General features: G+C 52.7%; 15 protein-coding genes. 10 read left to right on the forward strand and 5 right to left on the reverse strand.

The window, feature by feature from the left end; genetic code table 11:
* Window positions 1-4 precede the first annotated feature (4 nt).
* Genes gspE through IVG45_RS07255 form a run of 3 tightly spaced genes read right to left on the reverse strand, consistent with a single transcriptional unit; the run spans window position 5 to window position 3,971 of the window.
* Window positions 5-1,516, reverse strand: coding sequence for a type II secretion system ATPase GspE (gspE, locus tag IVG45_RS07245; RefSeq protein WP_196437183.1), 1,512 nt, complete (start codon window positions 1,514-1,516; stop codon window positions 5-7).
* Window positions 1,506-3,407 carry a type II secretion system secretin GspD gene (gspD, locus tag IVG45_RS07250; protein ID WP_196437184.1) on the reverse strand — a complete coding sequence of 634 codons (1,902 nt, stop codon included), beginning with the start codon at window positions 3,405-3,407 and terminating at the stop codon, window positions 1,506-1,508. The genes gspE and gspD overlap by 11 nt, the downstream gene beginning before the upstream one ends.
* 21 nt (window positions 3,408-3,428) lie before the next feature.
* Window positions 3,429-3,971, reverse strand: a complete 543-nt coding sequence (locus IVG45_RS07255) for a type II secretion system protein N (protein WP_196437185.1) — start codon at window positions 3,969-3,971, stop codon at window positions 3,429-3,431.
* A gap of 155 nt (window positions 3,972-4,126) precedes the next feature.
* Here IVG45_RS07255 and IVG45_RS07260 point away from each other — a divergent pair, with 155 nt between their 5' ends.
* The 6 genes from IVG45_RS07260 to recD all read left to right on the forward strand — a co-directional run bounded on the left by IVG45_RS07260 (window position 4,127) and on the right by recD (window position 15,208).
* The gene (locus tag IVG45_RS07260; protein ID WP_196437186.1) at window positions 4,127-4,615 is read left to right on the forward strand and encodes a hypothetical protein; all 489 of its coding nucleotides are present in this window, start codon (window positions 4,127-4,129) and stop codon (window positions 4,613-4,615) included.
* A 351-nt stretch (window positions 4,616-4,966) separates the two neighbouring features.
* On the forward strand, window positions 4,967-5,524 hold the full coding sequence (gene amrA / locus IVG45_RS07265) for an AmmeMemoRadiSam system protein A (RefSeq protein WP_196437187.1): 558 nt from the start codon (window positions 4,967-4,969) through the stop codon (window positions 5,522-5,524).
* A gap of 179 nt (window positions 5,525-5,703) precedes the next feature.
* The gene (locus tag IVG45_RS07270; RefSeq protein ID WP_230874790.1) at window positions 5,704-6,084 is read left to right on the forward strand and encodes a hypothetical protein; all 381 of its coding nucleotides are present in this window, start codon (window positions 5,704-5,706) and stop codon (window positions 6,082-6,084) included.
* 63 nt (window positions 6,085-6,147) lie between these two features.
* Window positions 6,148-9,633 carry an exodeoxyribonuclease V subunit gamma gene (recC, locus tag IVG45_RS07275; RefSeq protein ID WP_196437188.1) on the forward strand — a complete coding sequence of 1,162 codons (3,486 nt, stop codon included), beginning with the start codon at window positions 6,148-6,150 and terminating at the stop codon, window positions 9,631-9,633.
* Window positions 9,630-13,298 carry an exodeoxyribonuclease V subunit beta gene (gene recB, locus IVG45_RS07280; protein WP_196437189.1) on the forward strand — a complete coding sequence of 1,223 codons (3,669 nt, stop codon included), beginning with the start codon at window positions 9,630-9,632 and terminating at the stop codon, window positions 13,296-13,298. Before recC ends, recB begins: the two co-directional genes overlap by 4 nt.
* Complete coding sequence (gene recD, locus IVG45_RS07285; protein ID WP_196437190.1) at window positions 13,295-15,208, forward strand: exodeoxyribonuclease V subunit alpha; 1,914 nt, start codon at window positions 13,295-13,297, stop codon at window positions 15,206-15,208. Before recB ends, recD begins: the two co-directional genes overlap by 4 nt.
* A gap of 29 nt (window positions 15,209-15,237) precedes the next feature.
* Here the strand turns inward: recD and IVG45_RS07290 are convergent, their stop codons facing one another.
* Window positions 15,238-15,405, reverse strand: coding sequence for a hypothetical protein (locus IVG45_RS07290; protein WP_196437191.1), 168 nt, complete (start codon window positions 15,403-15,405; stop codon window positions 15,238-15,240).
* A gap of 392 nt (window positions 15,406-15,797) precedes the next feature.
* Between IVG45_RS07290 and IVG45_RS07295 the strand changes: the two genes are divergently transcribed.
* From IVG45_RS07295 to IVG45_RS07310, 4 genes are all read left to right on the forward strand, one after another.
* A complete protein-coding gene (locus IVG45_RS07295; protein ID WP_196434642.1) occupies window positions 15,798-16,697 on the forward strand; it encodes an IS1595 family transposase in 900 nt (299 codons plus the stop codon).
* 48 nt (window positions 16,698-16,745) lie between these two features.
* Window positions 16,746-17,063: a hypothetical protein gene (locus tag IVG45_RS07300; RefSeq protein ID WP_230874791.1), complete on the forward strand. Its 318-nt coding sequence runs from the start codon at window positions 16,746-16,748 to the stop codon at window positions 17,061-17,063.
* A gap of 125 nt (window positions 17,064-17,188) precedes the next feature.
* The gene (locus tag IVG45_RS07305; RefSeq protein WP_196437193.1) at window positions 17,189-17,665 is read left to right on the forward strand and encodes a NifB/NifX family molybdenum-iron cluster-binding protein; all 477 of its coding nucleotides are present in this window, start codon (window positions 17,189-17,191) and stop codon (window positions 17,663-17,665) included.
* Window positions 17,658-18,272, forward strand: a complete 615-nt coding sequence (locus IVG45_RS07310) for a J domain-containing protein (RefSeq protein WP_230874792.1) — start codon at window positions 17,658-17,660, stop codon at window positions 18,270-18,272. Before IVG45_RS07305 ends, IVG45_RS07310 begins: the two co-directional genes overlap by 8 nt.
* A gap of 216 nt (window positions 18,273-18,488) precedes the next feature.
* Here the strand turns inward: IVG45_RS07310 and IVG45_RS07315 are convergent, their stop codons facing one another.
* Window positions 18,489-20,258, reverse strand: a complete 1,770-nt coding sequence (locus IVG45_RS07315; RefSeq protein ID WP_196437194.1) for a GmrSD restriction endonuclease domain-containing protein — start codon at window positions 20,256-20,258, stop codon at window positions 18,489-18,491.
* Window positions 20,259-20,617: the final 359 nt, after the last annotated feature.

Consider the following 20,617-nt stretch of genomic DNA (forward strand, 5'->3'; position numbering starts at 1 on the left):
GCTATCAATCCTTCAAGGTGATGCGGATGGCTTCGTCGAAACTGGTTTCGCCGCTCAGGACTTTTTCCAGCGCGCTTTGTTGAATGCTGCGCGAGGACAACCGTGCCTGTCTCTCCAATTCGAGGTCGCCGGCACCATCGTGGATCAACTGTTGCATGGTACTGTCTAGCATGATCATCTCGAAAATACCGGCGCGGCCCTTGTAACCGTGGTCATGGCAATGTGGGCAACCTTGTGCTTGATAGACGGTGACAAGCGCCTGATCGTCGCCGGCATAGCCCAGCCTCGTCAGATCCCTCCCGGGCACTTGCTCGGCCTGCTTGCAATGTGGGCACAGTTTTCGCAGCAGCCGCTGGGCGATCACTCCGACCAGACTCGATGCCAATAAAAACGGCTCGATTCCCATGTCACGCAAGCGGGTGATGGCGCCGACGGCGGTGTTGGTATGTAGCGTCGATAGCACCAAATGGCCGGTCAAACTGGCCTGCACGGCGATTTCGGCGGTTTCCCTGTCGCGAATTTCGCCGACCATGACGATGTCCGGGTCCTGCCGCAGAATGGCGCGCAAGCCTTTGGCAAAGGTCATGTCCACCTTGCTGTTGACCTGGGTCTGGCCGACGCCGTCCAGGTAATATTCGATCGGATCCTCGACGGTGAGGATATTGCGGCTGCGTTGATTGAGCTGATTGACCACGGCATAGAGGCTGGTTGTCTTGCCGGAACCCGTCGGCCCCGTCACCAGGATGATGCCGTGCGGGCGGGCAATCATGTTCTGGATGCTGTTCAGCTCGTAGTCCGACATGCCGACCTGTTTCAGACTCAACTGGTTGGCCTGCTTGTCCAGCAACCTCAACACCACCCGTTCGCCGTGGCCGGACGGCAGGGTCGACACCCGGACGTCGACGGTGCGGCCGCCGATATTCAGCGAGATGCGGCCGTCCTGCGGCAAGCGTTTTTCGGCGATGTCCAGCTTGGCCATCACCTTCAGCCGGGAAATCACCATCGGCGCAAATTCGCGCTGCGGCTCGATGATTTCCCGCAAGGTGCCGTCGACCCGGAACCGCACCACCATGCGTTTTTCGTAACTCTCGATATGAATATCCGAGGCATTTTCCTTGATGGCCTCGGTCAACAGCGCATTGATCAGGCGGATGATAGGCGCCTCGTCCTCGCTTTCCAGCAGGTCTTCCGGTTTCGGCAGATGCAGGGCCATGTCGGACAGGTCGATATTGTCCTGCATGTCGTCAACCATGCGTTGGGCATGACCGGTTTTGTGTTCGTAAACCGCCTGCAACAGGCGTTCAAAATCCTCTTCGCTGACTTGTTCGAAGCTCGCCGGCCTATCAACGAAGCGCCGCGCCTCCAGCAAGGCTGTCGCCGAGGCCTTGCCATGGTAGGCGATGCAGGCCGCGCTATCCGTGTATTCCCGCACGATCACGCCGTGGCGCTTGGCAAAACCGTAGGCCGGCAAGCGGAAGTCATCGACGGCGGCAATCGAGTCCTTATCAGCTTCCATCGCCCTCTACTCCGTCCGGATTATCCGGAAATTTGTAACCGCCGTCCGGCAAACCGTTCAACAACGGCTGTGCTTCGCCCGGCATCAAGAACACACCGTCTTGATTAAATTCCTGCTGTTTGTCCCGCATCAAATTGTATTTATCCGTAGTCACACTCGCGGCTTTATGGGTGTCCCTCAAAATTTGCGGACGCAGAAATACCATCAGATTGACTTTTTCGATCGAGGTGGTGTTGCTTTGAAACAGATATCCGAGTAGTGGAATATCCGACAGCAACGGCACTTTATCGACGGTTTCCTTCACATCGTCCTTGATCAGGCCGCCCAATACCAACACCTTGCCGTCATCGACCAGTACCGAAGTTTCGATCTGGCGCTTGTTGGTCTGCAAATCGGCGCCGGATGTCGCCGGATCGACGCTGGATACTTCCTGAGTCACTTTCAGCTTGACGGCATTGCCCTCGCTGATCTGCGGCATGACCTTCAACTTGATGCCGACATCCTCGCGCTGTATGGTCTGAAACGGATTGCTGCCGCCGCTGGTGTTGTTGGTAGTGTATTGGCCTGTGACCATCGGCACGTTCTGACCGACGATGATGCTGGCTTCCTCGTTATCCAAGGTCACGATGGAAGGCGTCGACAGAATATTCACGTCTTTATCTCGAGCAAACGCGGTCAACAAAGCCTTCAATTCGCTGCCGGCCAAATAACCGACGCTTAAGCCCTTGCCGACACTTTTAATAAATTCCGAAAGGTCTAGGGAATTGCCGGCGCTGTTTCGATAGGCTCCGAACACATCGCTGTCTTCCTTGGTTTGCCACTCGACACCGATTTGCTGATCCTTGCCGTAAGTCACTTCGGCAATGATGGCTTCGATGTGGACTTGGGCGCGGCGCACATCCAGTTGCCTGACTACCGATTTGAGCGTCCGCATCAAATCATGCGGGGCGGTAATGATCAAGGCATTGGCCGCTTCATCGGCCCGAACATCGAAAACCTTGTCGGTGCTGGCCGTGGTTTTAGGCTTGTCGGTTTTGTCTTCCTTCAGCGAACCGACTCCGGTCAGGGTTTCCACCAAATCCTTGGCCAATGCATAGCGCATATAAATGACTTCGGTATTACCGTCTCTTTCTATCGGCGTGTCCAGATTGGCGATCAGCGCCCGCATTTGCAAACGCAGCTCCGAATCGCCGCCGATCATAACGGAGTTGGAACGTTCGTCGGCCACCAGCGGCGGAGCGGCGCTGGTTTTACCGGCATTGCTGCTGGTGATCAGGGTATTCAGCGGCTGAATCAAATCGGTGGCATTGGCATGCCGCAAATTGATCACTTCGATCTTTTGTACATCGCTCTTGTCGATTTGGCCGATGATGGCGGCCAGCCGATTCACGTTGGCCGCCGTATCCGACAAAATCACGGTATTACTTTCGGGCATCGCCGCCATGAAGGCATATTGCGGCATCAACGGCATCAAGGTTTGCACCACCATATTGGCATCGACATGCTGAATATGCACGATGCGCGTCACTTGTTCATCGCCATTTTGCCAGCTTGACCGAAGCTCGTTGGCTTCGCCATCCTGCTTGACGTTGACATTCGGCACGATTTTGATGACGTTGCCGTTGGGAATCGCCGCAAACCCCTGTACCTTAAGGATGGATAAAAACACGTCGTAGACCTTTTCCGCCTTCATCGGGGTGGAGGTAACGACCGATATGTTGCCGGTAATTCGCGGATCGACGATAAAGTTTTTGCCGGTGGCATCGGCTACCGTTTCGATCAATGCCCGAATGTCGACGTCTTTAAGATTCAGCGAAAACTCGTCTTTCTCAGCCGCTAGTACAGGACAAAACATGGCCAACATCAAGCCGATCAACAATCTGGTTTTCATCTGAGGTTTACAAAGGAGAGGTTATTCGGTATTGGCCAGTAAAACGGCATTATTTTTTTCGAGGGCCAACGATTCGCGCCGGCTGTTGTACAGTAGCACGACGCGGGTCTGTTCAACGGTTTGCAGCGTTGCGCCGCCCGGTAATTCATCACCGGGTGAATATTTTTTTTGCGCGCCATCCTCGGTTTGGATAATGGCGCTAGCGGTTTCGGGACTTTTGCTGAGCAAGAACACACCCAACAACTTTAATTGCAATTGGGATGCCGAAACGGTTTGATCCGCCTCTTCAACCGCGGCCGGTTGGCCGAACAAATGCCAATCGCTGATTTGCAAATAATCCGGCGCCGGAGCCATTGCCGTGGCTCTCGGCTCCGGCCGCGATGCCCCATCCTCGCCCGCTTTGTCATCTGGTTGTACGGCAAGCGTCAGGCTGAATAGGGTATATGACAAATAAACCGAGGCTAGAAGCCCGGCATGGAACGGCAATCGCTTAGCCAACAGCGCGGGTATTGATAATGACTGGTGATTAAAAAAACGCCGCGGAAAATACTTGAACCTCATCATGGCGGCGATTATGAGGCCGTAATATGACTGTTTTGTGACGATTCGATAGATCGCGGTGGCCTGGCTCATTGACGGAACCGCGACTGTTATAAACCTGTAACATAAATATTTTATTCTTTGTCGTTAACTTGAGTACAAGTTACAAGGAATCGACATTGAGTGAAGATCAAACTGCTATAGACGACAAAAAGCATATCGTTTCAATCCGCTTGAATAATGCCGACCGGATCGGCGTGCGCTCAACGGCGGCCCGGCTTTTCGTGCGCGAATCGGAGCTATATCGCTTTGCGGTATGCCATTTGTTGCATCGCCTGCACCAATTGCACGACGACACCTGTATAGGTTGCGATCTTATCCCGCTGTTTCTGGAGTTTAGGGATGAACTGAATACCCATTTGAATTTGAAAAAGCATCAACTTTTCAAGATTTTCAATGGCAAAAACACCCTGCAAGACAAGTTCGTGGCAATGTCTGACATCGAACTGCTGCTATTGCCGCGCCATGCCGTCAGGCAACGCTTGCAGCTAATTCCCGAAGCCATCGGCGCAAAATGTCCCGACACCGAAAGCTGGCTGAAGCAGTACCTATTCAGCAAATATCGGATATGCGCCGACCTTTCCAGCCTCCCCTACGACGAACTATAGTTATTGGAGCCATCCAAGTTGACAGCAAGTTCAACATCCAGACCTATCCTATTAAAAAATTACAGCTTTTGCCGGCAATAAACTTATAATTGGCCGGCATTTTAAATCCGGCCGATACGGACATCCAACTAGCGATTTTGGACTTGGCCGCCGAGTGCCGGTTGTTGATCCAACATTTACTCGATCAACTCAAGCCGGTGTAGCAACGGAAAAAAACCTTTGGGCTATTCCAATAACCGCGTTGATGACTGAAATAATTCGATTGATCCCGGCGGCCGGATTCAACCCGGCCTTCAACAATAACCAAGTTCAAAACCCGCGACAGATACCGATTAGGGAGTTATCGCACCTATGCCGTTGACTAAACCTCAACAAAACGTACTTTTAAGTTTGGCCTGGCAATCCATCGCCCACGGCTTAAAAACCGGCAAACCCCTGACTTTCGACAGCGCCAGCTACCCGGCCGCCCTTCTTGAGCCACGCTCAACATTTGTCGTATTGGAATACCATCAGCAACCGCGCGGTTGCGTCGGCAATCTGGAGGCCGTGCGCCCGCTGGCCGAAGACGTGTCCGAAAACGCGTTTGCCGCCGCTTTTTGCGACCGGCATTCCCCTTCCGTGATCGACGCGGAACTGGACGAACTCGAAATTCACATCGACCTGCTGTCGCCGTTGGAACCCTTACATTTTAGTTCGGAAATGGATCTGGTCAGCCAATTAAGGCCCCATCTCGACGGACTGGTGTTGCAGGATGGTTCCCATCACGCCTCGTTCTTGCCTTCCAACTGGGAAACCTTACACTCCCCGATGCGGTTTCTGCAGCATCTGAAGCAAAAAGCCGGGCTGCCCCAGGCCTACTGGTCGAAAACCATCAAGGCCAGCCGCTTCACCACTGCCTGCATACGCTGAATAGCCAACCTACTTCGCCGGGACATGCCGGGCCAACGCTAAAAATCACAATAATGCCGCGCCAGCGGTTTTTTATGCCGAATCTCGGCTGAACAGTTAAAATAGTCGGCCAGCCCGTTTGCATGCTCTTGGATCAAAATATGCCTCGGATTGGCTTGCTACTTCGCATAAAGAGATTAATGATGGTTTTTTCCGGTTACAAGACTTTCCCGATCGCCGCAATTGTACTGCTGCAGGCCGCAGCCTGCTCAACCCTACCTGCTTCGGCACGGCAATACGATAACTTTACCGAGTATGCCGAAGCGGTCTTTAGACACCAGAATGATTTGAGCAGCCGCTTGATGATGATCGATCCCGACATGTTACCCGACAACGATAGCTTGGAAATGGCGGAAGAAGCCATGAACGATGCCTGTCATTTATTAAACGAATACGCCGAACGCGAAAGCAGTGGAGAATCGATGGGGCTGTTCTTCAAACGCGAAGTGCAAGCCAGTATCGAAAATTGCGACCTTAAAATTCAAAGCCTGGAAGCGATGCTGACTGGCATCGGCAAGTAATCCGGCAGCAATGGCCCCGTGCGGATCGTCTTTTGCGGCAATCGCCATTCTCCTAACTGATTCATGACCTCCGCCCATTCCGCCCCGCTGGATAAAGGCATTGCCGTGATTCATTCCAACCAACTGGAAGCCTTGCGGGATGTGGTGGAATACTGGCTGCGCCAACACCCATTGGCGCCGCTGGAAAACGAGATGTTTCTGGTGCAAAGCAACGGCATGGGCCAATGGCTGAAACAAAGCCTTGCGCAAAACAGCGCCCTCGGCATCGCCGCCGCCCTGCAAATCCAATTGCCGTCACTGTTCATCTGGAGTGTATACCGGGCGGTGTTGGGCCAACAAATTCCCAAGGAACAACCTCTGGCCAAAGCCCCGCTGACCTGGCGCTTATACCGCTTGCTGCCGGCCTTGATCGGCCAACCGGGATTCGAAAACCTGGCGCATTTTTTACATCAAGACCTCAACACTCGAAAACGCTACCAATTGGCCGAACAACTGGCCGACTTGTTCGACCAATATCAGGTGTATCGTTCCGACTGGATCGGCGACTGGGCCGCCGGCCGCGATCTATTGCGCAACGCCCACGGCGAAGCGAAGCCGCTGCCCGAAATGCAACAGTGGCAAGCGGTTCTATGGCGCGCAGTGCTGAATGATCTGGGCGCCGACTACAATCCGTTCGCCAGCCGGGCCTCGGTGCATGCCCAATTCATGGCCGGCATTGATGATCTGGATCAACGCCCCGCCGGCATCCCGCGCCGCATCATGCTGTTCGGCCTGTCGTCGTTGCCGCAACAATCTCTGGAAGTGCTGGCCAAAATCGGCAAGTTTTGCCAAATCGTGCTGTTCGTGCACAATCCTTGTCAACATTACTGGGCCGACATCATCGAAGACAAGGAACTGTTAAAAGCCCAGCGCCGCCGGCAATCCCACAAGCCCGGCATGGCCGCCAGCCTAAACCCCGAGGAATTGCATCTACACGCCAATCCGCTGCTGGCGGCCTGGGGTAAACAGGGCCGCGACTATATCCGCTTGCTGGATCATTTCGATGAAACTCAGGCCTATGCCGATTGGCATTGGCCGGATCAGAAAATCGATTTGTTCAAGGATTACGGCGAAGCCGGTAACCGAGGCTTATTGCAACAACTGCAACAGACTATTCTGGATCTGGAGCCGGCACCCGATCAGGCGATTGAGCTGGACATACTCGACGACTCGCTGGCCTTTCATATCGCCCACAGCCCGCAGCGGGAAGTGGAAATCCTGCACGATCAACTGCTGGCCCGCTTCAATGCCGCCCAGCAAGCCGGCGACCCGCTCTATCCGCGCGACGTGATCGTGATGGTGCCGGACATCAACCAATACGCCCCGCACATCCGCGCCGTGTTCGGACAGGTGCAAGCCGGCGACCCGCGCTATATTCCATTCAGCCTGGCCGACCAACAGCAACGCGGCGAAAATCCGCTGCTGGTGGCCGTGGAGGCCTTGTTGAATCTGCCGGATTCGCGCTTCAGCGTCAGCGAATTTCTGGGACTGCTGGAAGTGCCGGCCTTGCGGCTGCGTTTCGGCATGGAACCAACCGCTATCCCCAGGCTGCATCAGTGGCTGGAACAAGCCGGCATCCGCTGGGGCCTGAATGCCGAGCAACGCGTTCGCACGGTCGAGATGCCGGCCGATTTTGCCGCCAACACCTGGCAATTCGGCTTACGGCGGATGTTGCTGGGTTACGCCGTCGGTGCCGGCGACGCCTTCTACGGCATCGAACCATATCCGGAAATCGGTGGCCTGGAGGCTCAATGGCTGGGCAATCTGTGTCATTTGCTGGACACCCTGGAACGCTACGCTAACCAACTGAGCCGGGATCAAAGCGCCGAAACCTGGCTACAAAGCCTGACCCAACTGCTGGAAGATTTTTTTATCGCCGACACGGACCGTGACCGTAAAACCTTGGAAACTCTAGCCCGAGCCTTGACCACCTGGCACCAAGCCTGTGTCCAGGGCGGCCTGGGCGCTGACGATCGGTTGCCGTTGAATGTGGTACGCGAAGCCTGGTTGGCGGCGGTCGATGAACCCAATCTGCAACAACGCTTCCTGGGCGGCCGGGTCAATTTCTGTACCCTGATGCCGATGCGGGCCATACCGTTTAAGCTGATTTGCCTGTTGGGCATGAACGACGGCGATTATCCACGCAGCCAATATCCGCACGGTTTCGATTTGATGAATCAGCGTGGCCAGTACCGCCCCGGCGACCGCTCGCGCCGGCAGGACGATCAATATCTGTTTCTGGAAGCCCTGCTGTCGGCCAGGCAGCAACTTTACATCAGCTGGATCGGCCGCAGCATCCGCGACAACAGCGAGCGGCCGCCGTCGGTGCTGATCGCCCAATTGCGCGATTTTATCGAACAAAGCTGGTGTTTGGCCGGCGAGGCAAAACTGCTGGACGCGTTGACGCTGGAACACCCGCTGCAACCCTTCAGCCCGGCATACATCAAGCAAGACCGCGACCCGCGCCTGTTTACCTATGCCGGCGAATGGTTCGAAGCGGCGGCGATCGAACCCGCCACCCAACCCGAAATCGTCGGCACCGAGGAACAAGCCTACAACCTGAATCCTGAAGCGCTGGCCCGTTTTTTACGGGCGCCGGTCAAGACCTATTGCCAGCACAGCTTGAAATTCAGCTTCGACAGCGAGGACGTCACCAGCGAAGACAACGAGCCGTTCGGTTTCGATCGCCTGGAAGCGCATCTCTACAGTCAAGCCCTGCTGGACGGCTTGCGGAACCAGCAACCGGCCGATGTCGAGGATTTTTTTCACCGGCAGATGACAGCCCTGGCCGGCCAAGGCAAACTGCCGCTGGGCGGTTTTGCCCAAACCGCGTTTGCCGGCATCGCCGTTCCGGCCGACCAAGCTTGGCGTCAATACCAAAGCCTGCTTGAAGCATGGCCACAGGAACTACAGCCGCTACATGTCGAATTGATTTTTAATCTGGCCGGCGCTGTCGATGTGCAATTCAGCGCCGGGCTGAACCATTTACGCCGAGCCGAAAACCATGAAAACTTGGCCCTGGTATCGCTGACCGCGCAAAATCTGCTCAAAAAAGATGCGGTTCAATATCAGAATCTATTACTGCCCTGGCTACAGCATCTGGCCGCCTGCGCCGACGGTATGCCGCTACAAAGCTTCATCGCCGGCGCCGACGGCGTGATTGAAATTCAACCGCTGGCGCAAGCCAAGGCTTTGGCATATTTGCAAACCTTGGTCGAAGCTTGGCAGCGGGGTTTGCAAACCCCGCTACCGGTTGCCTGCCGCACGGCGTTTGCCTGGCTGAACGCCAACGAAGAAAAAGCCCTGGAAACCGCGCAATCGCAATATGACGGCGACGACTGGAACAGCGGCGAAGTCGATTACGATGCCTATCTGGCGCGGTTTTATCCCAGCTTTGACAGTTTGTATCAAACCAGCAATGCCGATTTCGAAACCTGGGCCGATAGGCTTTACCGGCCGATTTATCTCAATCTCAAGCGACACTCTGCTTCGCTGGAAAACGCATCATGACCGCCACCGCCATCGATCCGTTGCAATTCCCTCTGTCCGGCACCCGTCTGATCGAGGCCAGCGCCGGCACCGGCAAGACTTATACCATCGCCGCGCTGTATGTGCGTCTGATACTCGGCCACGGCCGGCAAGGCGCCGAATTATTGCCGCCGGACATTCTGGTGGTGACCTTTACCGATGCGGCCACCAAGGAACTGCGCGAACGTATCCGCGCCCGTCTGACTCAGGCGGCGGGATATTTTCGGGAAAAAACCGTCGAGAACGACGATTTCCTGCAAAGGCTGCGCGCCGATTATGCGGCCGAACACTGGCCGGCTTGCGCCTACCGGCTGGAACTGGCCGCCAACTGGATGGACGAGGCAGCGGTTTACACCATACACGGCTGGTGCAACCGGACGCTGCAACAACATGCTTTCGATAGCGGTAGCCTGTTTCGGCAGGAAGTCGACAGCGACGATCAGGAATTGCTGAATCAGGTGGTGCGCGATTATTGGCGGCGGTTTTTTTACCCCTTGTCTTACACGGCCTGCCTGGCGGTCTACAAGTTGGCCGGTTCGCCGGACCAATTGGCCAAAATCCTGAAACCTCTTCTATTCGAAACCGAGGCCTTGGGTCTGGAGTGCCCGGAACAGGACATTGCCAAGGTATTTGGTGACTGGGAAAATTGGGAAATCCAACGCGGTAACCTGGAAAATCAGGCCCGTACACAATGGCTTAACGACCAACCCACGATTGAAACCCTGTTAAAAGATGCCTCGGAAAAAGGCTGGCTCAACGGCAACCAATACCGTAAGGCCAGCTTTAACGAAAAACTCAAGCAAATGGCGGCCTGGGCGGCCGGCGATCAACTCGATCTCGACGCCCTGGCAAAATTCGGCCAACAAAAACTCCAGGCCGGTTTGACCAAAGCTCATCAGGACAAGGCCCATCCGTTCGAACAGGCCGCGTTTCAAGCCATCGATAGCTTGGTCGAGCATAGCGCCGAACAAATCGACATCGCCGGCCTAATCAGCCTTCATGCCATCCATTGGATACGCGCGCGCTACGATAGCGAAAAACAGCGCATCGCTCGGATGACTTTCGACGATATGTTGAACAGGCTGGATCAAGCATTGCAAGGCGACAACGCCGAGCGGTTGGCGACCGCCATCGTCAAGCAATACCCGATGGCGTTGATCGACGAGTTTCAGGATACCGATCCTGTGCAATACCGGATTTTCGCCCGTCTGTATCCGGCCGATGCCGACCGGGATTCGGCTTGTTTCATGATCGGCGACCCCAAGCAGGCGATTTATTCCTTTCGCGGCGGCGATATTTTTACCTACCTGAAAGCCCATCAGGCCACGCTGGGCCGGCATTACACCTTGAGCACCAACTATCGCTCGACCGAGGCTCTGGTATGGGCCGTCAACCGGGTATTTGAGCAGGCCGACACCAGCCAAGCCGAAGGCGCGTTTTGCTTCAAACACGACGATCACGACCCGTTGCCGTTCATTCCGGTTAATGCCCAAGGACGCCACGAAACCTGGGTCATCAAGCAACAATCAGTCCCCGCACTGACGCTTTGGCAACTACCTTCGGAAACGCCGATAGGCATGCCGGATTATCGCCGGCAAATGGCCGATGCCACCGCCAGCGAAATCGTGCGACTGCTGCATGGCGCCGGCCAAGGCCAAACCGGCTTTCAATCCGAACCCGGCGGCATCCGCCCGTTGCAACCGGCCGACATTGCGATCTTGGTGCGCAGCGGCACCGAAGCCAAGGTCATGCGCCAGGCGCTGGCCGAGCGGCAATTGCGTAGCGTTTATCTGTCCGAACGCGAATCGATTTTTGCCAGCCCGGAAGCCGCCGATCTGCTGATCTGGCTGAAAGCCCTGGCCGAACCGCGCGACGAACGCAAGGTGCGCGCGGCATTGAGTAGCGCCACTATCGGCTGGCCGTATCAAACCCTAAGGCAATTGACCTTGGACGAAGCCGCCTGGGAGCAACAACTGGAACGTTTCATCGCTTACCAGCAACGTTGGCAACAAGACGGCATTTTGCCGACCCTGCGCCAGTTGATGAGCGATTACGCCCTGCCCGCCCGTTTGCAAACCGCTGCCGACGGCGAACGCCGTTTGACCAATTTATTGCATCTGGCCGAATTGCTGCAGCAAGCCAGCAGCCACCTGGAAGGCGAACAAGCCTTGATCCGCCATCTGGCCGAAACCATCGCCGCCACCGATCAAACCGGCGAGGAAAGCGTGATACGGTTGGAAAGCGACGCCAACCTGATCAAAATCGTCACGATACATAAATCCAAGGGCTTGGAATATCCGCTGGTGTTTCTGCCGTTCATTTGTAGTTTTCGCGAAGTCGGCGGCCGCAATAACCGCTACTACCGTTATCACGATGCTGAATTCAATCTAAGCATCGATCTGACTAAAAGCGACGAGATCAAGGCTATCAGCGACAAGGAACGCCTGCAGGAAGACTTGCGTTTGCTGTATGTCGCCATCACCCGCGCCCGATTCGCCTGCTGGCTGGGAATGGCGCCGATTAAAATCGGTAATAGCAAAACCAGCCAGCTGGATAAAAGCGCAATGGGTTATCTGTTGGGTTGGCGGGCCGGCAGCGACCTCAGCAGTTGTCTGACTCAACTGAAAGGCGATTGCGAAGCCATCTCCATCAGCGAACTGCCCGAAGCCAGCCCGGACAAATACCAGCCGCCGCAAACCAAACCGGCCCTGGATGCTGCCCGCGTGTCGACCGCTCGAATAATCGACCACTGGTGGATAGCCAGTTACTCGGCCCTGCAAACCGACCAGTCCGCGACCGGCAAAATCACCGACAGTTTGGCCGAGGCGGAAAACCCACGCGAGGACAAACACGGCGACGAAGCCGACCCGACACCGGTGCTGCCCACTCCGGTTCCCGCCGGCATTCATGCCCTGCCGCGCGGCGCCGAACCTGGCGTACTGGTGCATGAATTATTGGAGCAATCCGCCCAATGCGGGTTTAACAGCGTGCAATCCCAGCCCGAACTGGGCCGGCAGCTGATAGCCAATATATTTAAGTCTCCGCTGTGGGATAACAAACGCGATATTCTGGAACAGGGTTTGCGGCAATGGCTGACGCTGCCGTTACTGGAAGACACCGATCTTAGCCTGTCCGGCCTGGATAGTAGCCAATATCAGGCCGAGATGGAGTTTTGGTTGGGGGCTGAGAATGTCGATGTTTCTGTCATCGATAGGCTGGTCTGCCGCCATACTTTCGCCGGCCAGGCCAGGCCGGGGTTACTGGCCAATCAAATCAACGGCCTGTTGAAAGGCTTCATCGACCTGCTGTTTGTGCATAACGGCCAATATTATGTATTGGATTATAAATTCAACGCCCTTGGCAACGACGCCACCGCCTACAACCGCGACAAGCTGGTCAATGCAATGCTGAGCAAACGTTACGATCTGCAATCGGTGCTGTATCTATTGGCGCTGCATCGCTTGTTGAAAACCCGGCTGGGCGATTGCTACGATTACGACAGCCATATCGGCGGCAGCGTCTATTTGTTTTTACGCGGCGTTGAAAGTCCCAATGCCGGCCGGCTGGTGGATAAACCGCCTAGAGTGCTGATCGAGACATTGGACGCCTTATTCGGCGGCGATTCGATGACAGGCATCGCCGCATGAACGGGAACACAGTCATGAGCCGGATAGCACACTGGGTCGCGCTAGGCTGGCTGAGCCAGCTGGATCAGGCATTTGCCGGTTTCTTACAGGATCAGGATGGCGATGCCGGCGAAACGCTGTTATGGGCCGGTGCCCTGGTCAGCCATCAACTAGGACGAGGCGAAGTGTTTCTGGATTTGGAAAAACTCTGCGCCGATCCCGGCTTGACCCTGGCGATACCCAGCGATGAAGCTTGGCAATCGGCGGATGATGAAACCGATCTGGCATTATCGGTATTCAAGGCCCGAACAGTGGCCGACTGGACCAGCGAACTGGCGCAATCGAGTCTGGTGGCAAGCGGTCAAGGCAACACACCCTTGGTTTTGCACGACGGCCGTCTGTATTTACGCCGCTATTGGCGCTATCAACAAATTCTGGACAGTGAAATCAGCCGGCGCCTGCAACCGGTCAGGCAGCAACTGCCGGCATCCTTGCAACACAGCTTGAATCAACTGTTTAGCGACAACCGGGAACAACCCGACTGGCAAAAAATTGCCTGCGTGTTGGCCTTGCGCGCCCGCTTTGCCATCATCACCGGCGGCCCCGGCACCGGCAAAACCACTACCTTGACCAAGCTGTTGAGCCTGTTGATCGAACTGGCCGCCGAGGAAAGCCAACGCAAACTGAGCATTTTATTGGCAGCCCCCACCGGCAAGGCCGCGGCCCGAGTCAGCGAATCGATAGCCATCGCCCTGGAAAAGCTGCCGATGCCGGAAGCGATCAAACAGCAGATTCCGAAGAAAGCCGCCACCTTGCACCGCTTGCTGGGCAGCCGCCCGGATAGCCGGGGTTACCGGCATCATAAACACAATCCGCTGCTGGCGGACATCGTCATCGTCGACGAAGCCTCAATGATAGACCTGGAAATGATGGCCTCGCTGCTGGATGCGCTGCCTGACCATACCCAGCTGATCCTGTTGGGCGACAAGGATCAGCTAGCCTCGGTGGAAGCCGGTTCGGTGATGGGCGATTTATGCCGGGGAGCCGAGCATGCGGCCTATGATCAGACTACTTTGGATTGGCTGGCAGACTATGCGGGCGAAACATTGCCGTTAGCGCCCGATGCGGGCTCGGCCATAAACCAGCAAACCGTGATGCTGCGCCATAGTCATCGTTTCGGCTCTAACAGCGGCATCGGCCAACTGGCGCGAGCCGTCAATACCGGCGCTGCCGGCCGCGCCCAGGACATTTTATCCGATACCCAAACCTATGCCGACCTCAAGCGCATACTGTTGTCCGATGCGTTCGATGCGCGCTTAAAACAATTGGTATTGGCGGCCGACGACAGGCCCGGTTATGGCGAATACTTGCAAGTCATGCAACGGCAGCGCTCGGGCGATACGGACGCGCACCAGCAATGGGCGCAAGCGGTGTTGACGGCTTTCGACCGCTTTCAGGTGTTGTGCGCGCTACGTCGGGGCGACTGGGGCGTGGAAGGCTTGAATCAGCGCATCGAACAATGGCTGTTTCCGGGCAAGAAAACCGGGCTGTGGTACCAAGGCCGGCCGGTGATGATCACCCGCAACGATTACAACCTGGGCTTGATGAACGGCGACATCGGCATCGCCTTGCCGGATGCGGGCGGCAAACTGCGGGTAGCGTTTCCGGGCGATCAAAATAGCGAGCCAGGCGCGCTGCGCTGGGTTTCGCCGATGCGTTTACCGGATGTGGAAACCGCTTTCGCGATGACGGTACACAAGTCGCAAGGCTCGGAATTCCATCATGTGGCCCTGATCCTGCCGGAAGTGCGCAGCCCGGTATTGACCCGAGAACTGGTCTATACCGGCATCACCCGCGCCAAGGAACATTTTACCTTGCTGGAAAGCCGGGCCGGCATTTTCGAGCAGGCAATTCGGTCCAGCTTCCGCTAGCGCCCTGTCGGCTCATAACAAATGAAAATCTAGAACGGCACGCTACGGCCATTTGCGGACGGATGGTTTAGCTGACGAAAATCACCCAGGTCCAAAAAATGATTGATGCCTCTCAGCAGGTGATCTTTAGGAATGTGGTTTTCGAAACTGAAACCGAAAAACAACTGCTCCTGAATCCCGGATTGTTGTCCGATCATGGCGTCACCTTATGATTGAGTGGTTGTTGGCTGTATTTTACTACTCTAGGAACCGAAAATCAGGGGGGCTTTTCAACAGAATCAGTCGGTTTTACCCGGTCAATTCTGACTGAGCAAGTTCGGCCAATTTCCAACCATCGGGGTGGTAACATTTCAAAGCGGATTGCGACAGTTGACTAAGCTCAATTGCTATCAGTCAAACATCGACGTTCCAACAAGGCCTTATTTGTTGCAAACGCAACATATAAGCGCCGCCTTTTTTATCAAAAAATCAATCACTTAAAAGTTGGTGCAAAATGTGAATTAAGTGAGCTATACAAAAAACAACATGGCTATGAACTTACCACAGGTTACCCGATCTGAATTTTAGTGGGATATTCTGGAGAGCGGTCATGCAAGCAAAGATCACGAGTTTTTGGGAGTGGCAACAGCACTTTGCCGATGAAAAAAGTTGTCTTCAAGCCATCATCAACCTCAGGTGGCCTGAAGGGTTTTGCTGTCCACGCTGTGGCCATCAGAAAGGTTGGTTGCTCCAGACACGACATGTCTACGAATGTGCAGTTTGTCATCATCACACATCGGTGACAGCCGGCACCTTGTTTCACAACACCAAATTACCGCTCGTGAAATGGTTTTGGAGTCTTTATTGGGTATCGTCGGACAAGGGTAGTATCTCCGCATTGCGGCTGACCAAACTAATTGGTGTTTCCTGGCTGACGGCGCAACGGCTGTTGAGAAAATTACGCACGGCCATGGGTGATCAGAATAATCTGTACAAACTAAGCGGCATTATCGAATTCGATGATGCCTTTATCGGCGGCAAACGTGCCGGTAAACGCGGGCGAGGCGCCGCCGGTAAAACCACTATTTTAGTGGCTTGCGAACATAATGATGGTAAGCCCGGCTTTGTGGCTATGAAGGTGGTTGAGCAGGTGACGCACGAGAGTGTTAGAGCATTCGCCCAACAAACGCTTGCCCCAGGCCAAACCCTGCATACCGATGCGCTGGCTGCGCTCAATGTGCTGGCCGAGGAACATCACCATATCGCCAAGGTAACCCCTCCTGAAATGGCGAGTGAATGGTTACCTTGGGTTCATGTGGTCATCAGTAACCTTAAAAGCTATTTGCTGGGTACTTACCATGGTGTGTCAGGTAACTATGTACAGGAATATCTCGACGAATTTTGCTATCGGTTGAATCGACGATTTTGGGAAAACCAGATTCCTAACCGATTACTCACGCTATGCGTCACACATGACCCGGTATTTCTTCAACCTGCAACTTGTTCATAGCCATTAAAAACAATGCTGTGTTTGCTTGCTTATCATTTTACGATGCTTATGTCTGAAATCATCCCGTTCCCCGTTCCCAACAAACAACAAAAATCGGATCTTGATGCGGTTATCGATGAAGCGCTAAAGGCCATCCCAAGGCAAGACCGAGAAAAGCTCAGGTTTGAGTTGATCAAAACGATTGACAGCTACGATGCCTTTTTTACTGAATGGTCTTTGAGTCTACCCGAGGATAGTAACGAAACGCTCAGAAAACAAATCTACGATATTGCACATCAGGAACATGATCGAAAAATGCAGATGCTGAAAGACATTATGCGACTAAAGATTAAAGTGCTGGTTGCGGAATACCAACAACGAAAGTAACTCGGTTTGTCATTAGCGATCCGGCGGCGTATCCAATGGATTCAGCAAGGCACGGATTAACAACGCCAAAGACAATCGATTGTAAGACCTGGCCTTAGGCCCAAATATTCATTGAGGAGTGTCATATGAGTCAACTTGCTGATGTAAACAGTGTGGCGGAGCTTGAAGTCGATATCAATAAGCTGATCGTTGCTTTCGCAAGCTCGGATGGGGAAATGGTCAATCAGCATTTCGGTTCGTCTTTGGGGTTTCATGTCTATGGTATTGATGGCAGTACCGCTACGCCATTGGCGGTTAAGTCGTTTGCTAAAGAACAACGCGACGGGAATGACGACAAGTTAAAACCCAAGCTTGCGTGGTTAACGGGCTGCGATATGGTTTATTGCGGTTCTGTCGGTGGCACGGCGACCAATGAGTTGATCAAATTGGGCGCTCATCCTGTCATCGTTAAAGGTGGCCCCGACATTGAAGAAATCATTACCGAGTTACAACAAGACCTTACCGGGGCCATGTCGCCTCTGCTGGAACGCATTTTTAAACAAAAAACCGGTAAAGATAACAGCCGTTTTGAGGAGATGGCTGACGAAGGATGGGATGAATGAGGATGCCCGCCAATGTCGCCTAAATGCAATCTATGGTCATATCGTCATCGTGTCGGCAAAGCCAGTGAGGCTTCGTATGGATGATAGGCCAGCGGATGAGGAAGAATGGATCATCTGGAATGGCGGTCTCGGCCTCGTCACCACGGTGACGATAGGGCTGGTCGAAGTCGGCGCTGGCGGTAGAGACGCGTGGCTGGATGAGCCTTTCGACATGGTAGGCCCCTTCAGCTTTGACGAGCTAAAGACGCATGGGCGAATCGCCTTCGCCGCCTGTATCGTTATGTCACGCCAGAGATGGCAAGACGACCAAGTGGAGCTGCGGCGGGAGTCCCTGAAACTACGCCGTGCTACAGAACAACAGATAAACGAGAAATTTGAGCACCTCTACGGTGGTCACGGCCGGCAACAAGTCAACCACAAGCCCTTCGACGAGCGGCAACATCGTCAGACACTAAAGCTGCCAATCGACGGGATGCTTGAGTCATCCGCGATCAAGGCTGCTTTTCGGCGGCTCGCTCAAAAGGCCCATCCCGATGCCGGGGGCAGCAACGAACAGTTCATTCGCATTACGGAAGCGCGGAACGCGTTGTTAGCGTACATTTCGTGATTGCCACGAACGAACTGGGTTTTAGCTTGCTGGTATATTGTCGAATTCGAAGTTTCGGCCAATACTTGTCAATCAAGATGTTTTGTCGATCGGCTGGTTTAGATCGATGATTGCTCATTCATAACAAAACGTTTAGCGTAACTGGCTGACAAAAGTGGTGTGGCTGAAGCGTAGTGGAAGCCGCGCCGATTTTGGCAGTCCGAGTTGACGCTTTTGTTAGCTCTTTTGCTTTGTATCGATAACTTCAACATTCACCCCAGCCAGAATTCTCTTTAACTCTTCCATGATCAAATCAACCCGTTTTTCTATAAATTGATCCAGCGCATCAGGCGGCATACTTTCTTGCCTCGACCACTCCAAAAGCTCGCTTGGCAAAAAGTGACTATTAATAACGACCTCGAACTCCGGATTTGAATCATATTCCTGAATGTAGTTGAGCGGATTCTTATCACTAATTTCTAAGTTCGTGATTTGTGTAAGATATGCGATATTCATCAGACTATTATTATTAAGTTCATTTGAACCGGGATTTTGTGAAATATAGTTTGTTGGAAATATATGATGCAAGTTTGGTTTGTCTGTAGAAAAGAAAAAATTATCAACAATCACATTTCTGTCGGTGTACTTCCAGTCTTTTGGTTGTTTGCTGGCATATAAGGAAAGTATTGCTCTGGATAATCTACCTTTCGAGCTATACGACGAATTTCTTAATGTTTCTCTGTCAATCAAAAACCTTGGGAACTCACTTTTCCCATTTTTCTTTTGTGCGTTAAGAAACTCTATATGTGAATTGACGTCCCCTGTATTGCTAAGAAGGTCATCATTATGAAAGCTATGAAACCAGAAGTATTTTTTTAGAAAACCATAATCTGGGCTAATGTTATTAAAAAAATAGGCGGCTATTGTTAGATAGAAATATCGGTAAGGGATAAGTTGGGGGCCTTTAATATTTAATGTGTTTTCAAAGAAATCAAAAGTTTTCTTTATTGCTTTCTTTGCAGTCTCCCAAATTTCCTCAATTTGCTCAGTTTTTATATCATTGAGGTAACGTGGAGTGATATTCCATATTCCCGATTTATCAATGTTTTCACGGATCAAAATAGCAATGATTTGCAAATAATCAAAATCGCTGATCTGCATAAAATTGCTATTGTTCAACTTGCGAAAATTATCAATGTATTCCCTCAGGTAGAATCCGGATTTGTTTTCAGATTTCGGCCTAAATGTTTTCGCTACAACAATATCAAATATATCAAGCGGCTTACCCGCTTGGTTTATCCGCTCAAAAATCTGACAAACTTCAGCGACTTGAATTCCCTTTAACTCAATAAATGACAGCCTGTAGTTATCAAGAACTTGCTTGAGCCTTCTTAGTTGTTCCCGTATGGGATGGTCGTAGTCTTTGTAGTCGCCAAACGCACTTTCCACTAAAGAGCGTTCTACGGATCCAAAATTATTTTTAATGTCGATAAGTTTTACGATAATGCTCGAGTTGAATTTCTTTTGCCTTCCGGTGTTTCTTAAGAAAACTCCATTTTTATCATCTATCTCTTCCCAGTATAAAAATCTCTTTTTGTAACTATCATCGTCTGTTTCCGTTTCGCCCTCAATCGACAAATCAATGTATATTGATGGATCAAATCCATCTTTTCCCTCAATCATCCCCCCGTATAAAGATGTCAGCAGCGACGTTGTACGCTGCTGTCCATCTAAAATATATTGGTATTCACTTCGGTTGAATGTCCCTTCTGAAATGATATGGCCACCAATCTTTCTATGGTTTTGAAGTTTTATATCGGTTTTCCACACCAAAATACTTCCAAGTGGGTAAAACTTGTAAATGCTGTCCCATAATTTCTTTACATTTTCCTTTTCCCACACGACATCCCGTTGAAATGTTGGAATCTGATAATCAAGATTTTCCAACTCATCCAAATAAGTTGTGATGCCTTTATCTGTGGGTCGTATCCTATCGGTAAAGTTCATTCTTACTCCATAGTGAATTTTTGAGAGCTAACAAGGAATTAGATAGTTACCATATATCTACCGAAAAATGATCCTCGAAACGATAATTTATTGATCAGCATATGATTTTCCTTTCTGTATATTTTATCGGAGCCAAGTAGATATGGCTGTTAACAGGTTGTTGATTTTCTATATTTGGCACGTTAGGCGATCTATATTTAGTGGAAAATATTGCTTAGCATCACAATATATAGTCAATTTGTTATCCGGCTAACGTCCACACAACTGATTTTCAACAGCCTGTTAAACACCAAATTGCTGAAATTGAATCAGATTAGGCGATAGACGGCAACGGGTCGATTGCGACAATTCGCCGCTCC

Origin of the sequence: Methylomonas sp. LL1 (genome assembly GCF_015711015.1) — a bacterium.
Classification (GTDB): domain Bacteria; phylum Pseudomonadota; class Gammaproteobacteria; order Methylococcales; family Methylomonadaceae; genus Methylomonas.

Excerpts from the sequence above, each read along its gene's own strand:
- gspE (WP_196437183.1), bottom strand. The coding sequence starts at position 1,516 with ATGGAAGCTGATAAGGACTCGATTGCCGCCGTCGATGACTTCCGCTTG.
- gspD (WP_196437184.1), bottom strand. The coding sequence starts at position 3,407 with ATGAAAACCAGATTGTTGATCGGCTTGATGTTGGCCATGTTTTGTCCT.
- IVG45_RS07255 (WP_196437185.1), bottom strand. The coding sequence starts at position 3,971 with ATGATGAGGTTCAAGTATTTTCCGCGGCGTTTTTTTAATCACCAGTCA.
- amrA (WP_196437187.1), top strand. The coding sequence starts at position 4,967 with ATGCCGTTGACTAAACCTCAACAAAACGTACTTTTAAGTTTGGCCTGG.
- IVG45_RS07270 (WP_230874790.1), top strand. The coding sequence starts at position 5,704 with ATGATGGTTTTTTCCGGTTACAAGACTTTCCCGATCGCCGCAATTGTA.
- recC (WP_196437188.1), top strand. The coding sequence starts at position 6,148 with ATGACCTCCGCCCATTCCGCCCCGCTGGATAAAGGCATTGCCGTGATT.
- recB (WP_196437189.1), top strand. The coding sequence starts at position 9,630 with ATGACCGCCACCGCCATCGATCCGTTGCAATTCCCTCTGTCCGGCACC.
- recD (WP_196437190.1), top strand. The coding sequence starts at position 13,295 with ATGAACGGGAACACAGTCATGAGCCGGATAGCACACTGGGTCGCGCTA.
- IVG45_RS07290 (WP_196437191.1), bottom strand. The coding sequence starts at position 15,405 with ATGATCGGACAACAATCCGGGATTCAGGAGCAGTTGTTTTTCGGTTTC.
- IVG45_RS07295 (WP_196434642.1), top strand. The coding sequence starts at position 15,798 with ATGCAAGCAAAGATCACGAGTTTTTGGGAGTGGCAACAGCACTTTGCC.
- IVG45_RS07300 (WP_230874791.1), top strand. The coding sequence starts at position 16,746 with ATGTCTGAAATCATCCCGTTCCCCGTTCCCAACAAACAACAAAAATCG.
- IVG45_RS07305 (WP_196437193.1), top strand. The coding sequence starts at position 17,189 with ATGAGTCAACTTGCTGATGTAAACAGTGTGGCGGAGCTTGAAGTCGAT.
- IVG45_RS07310 (WP_230874792.1), top strand. The coding sequence starts at position 17,658 with ATGAATGAGGATGCCCGCCAATGTCGCCTAAATGCAATCTATGGTCAT.
- IVG45_RS07315 (WP_196437194.1), bottom strand. The coding sequence starts at position 20,258 with ATGAACTTTACCGATAGGATACGACCCACAGATAAAGGCATCACAACT.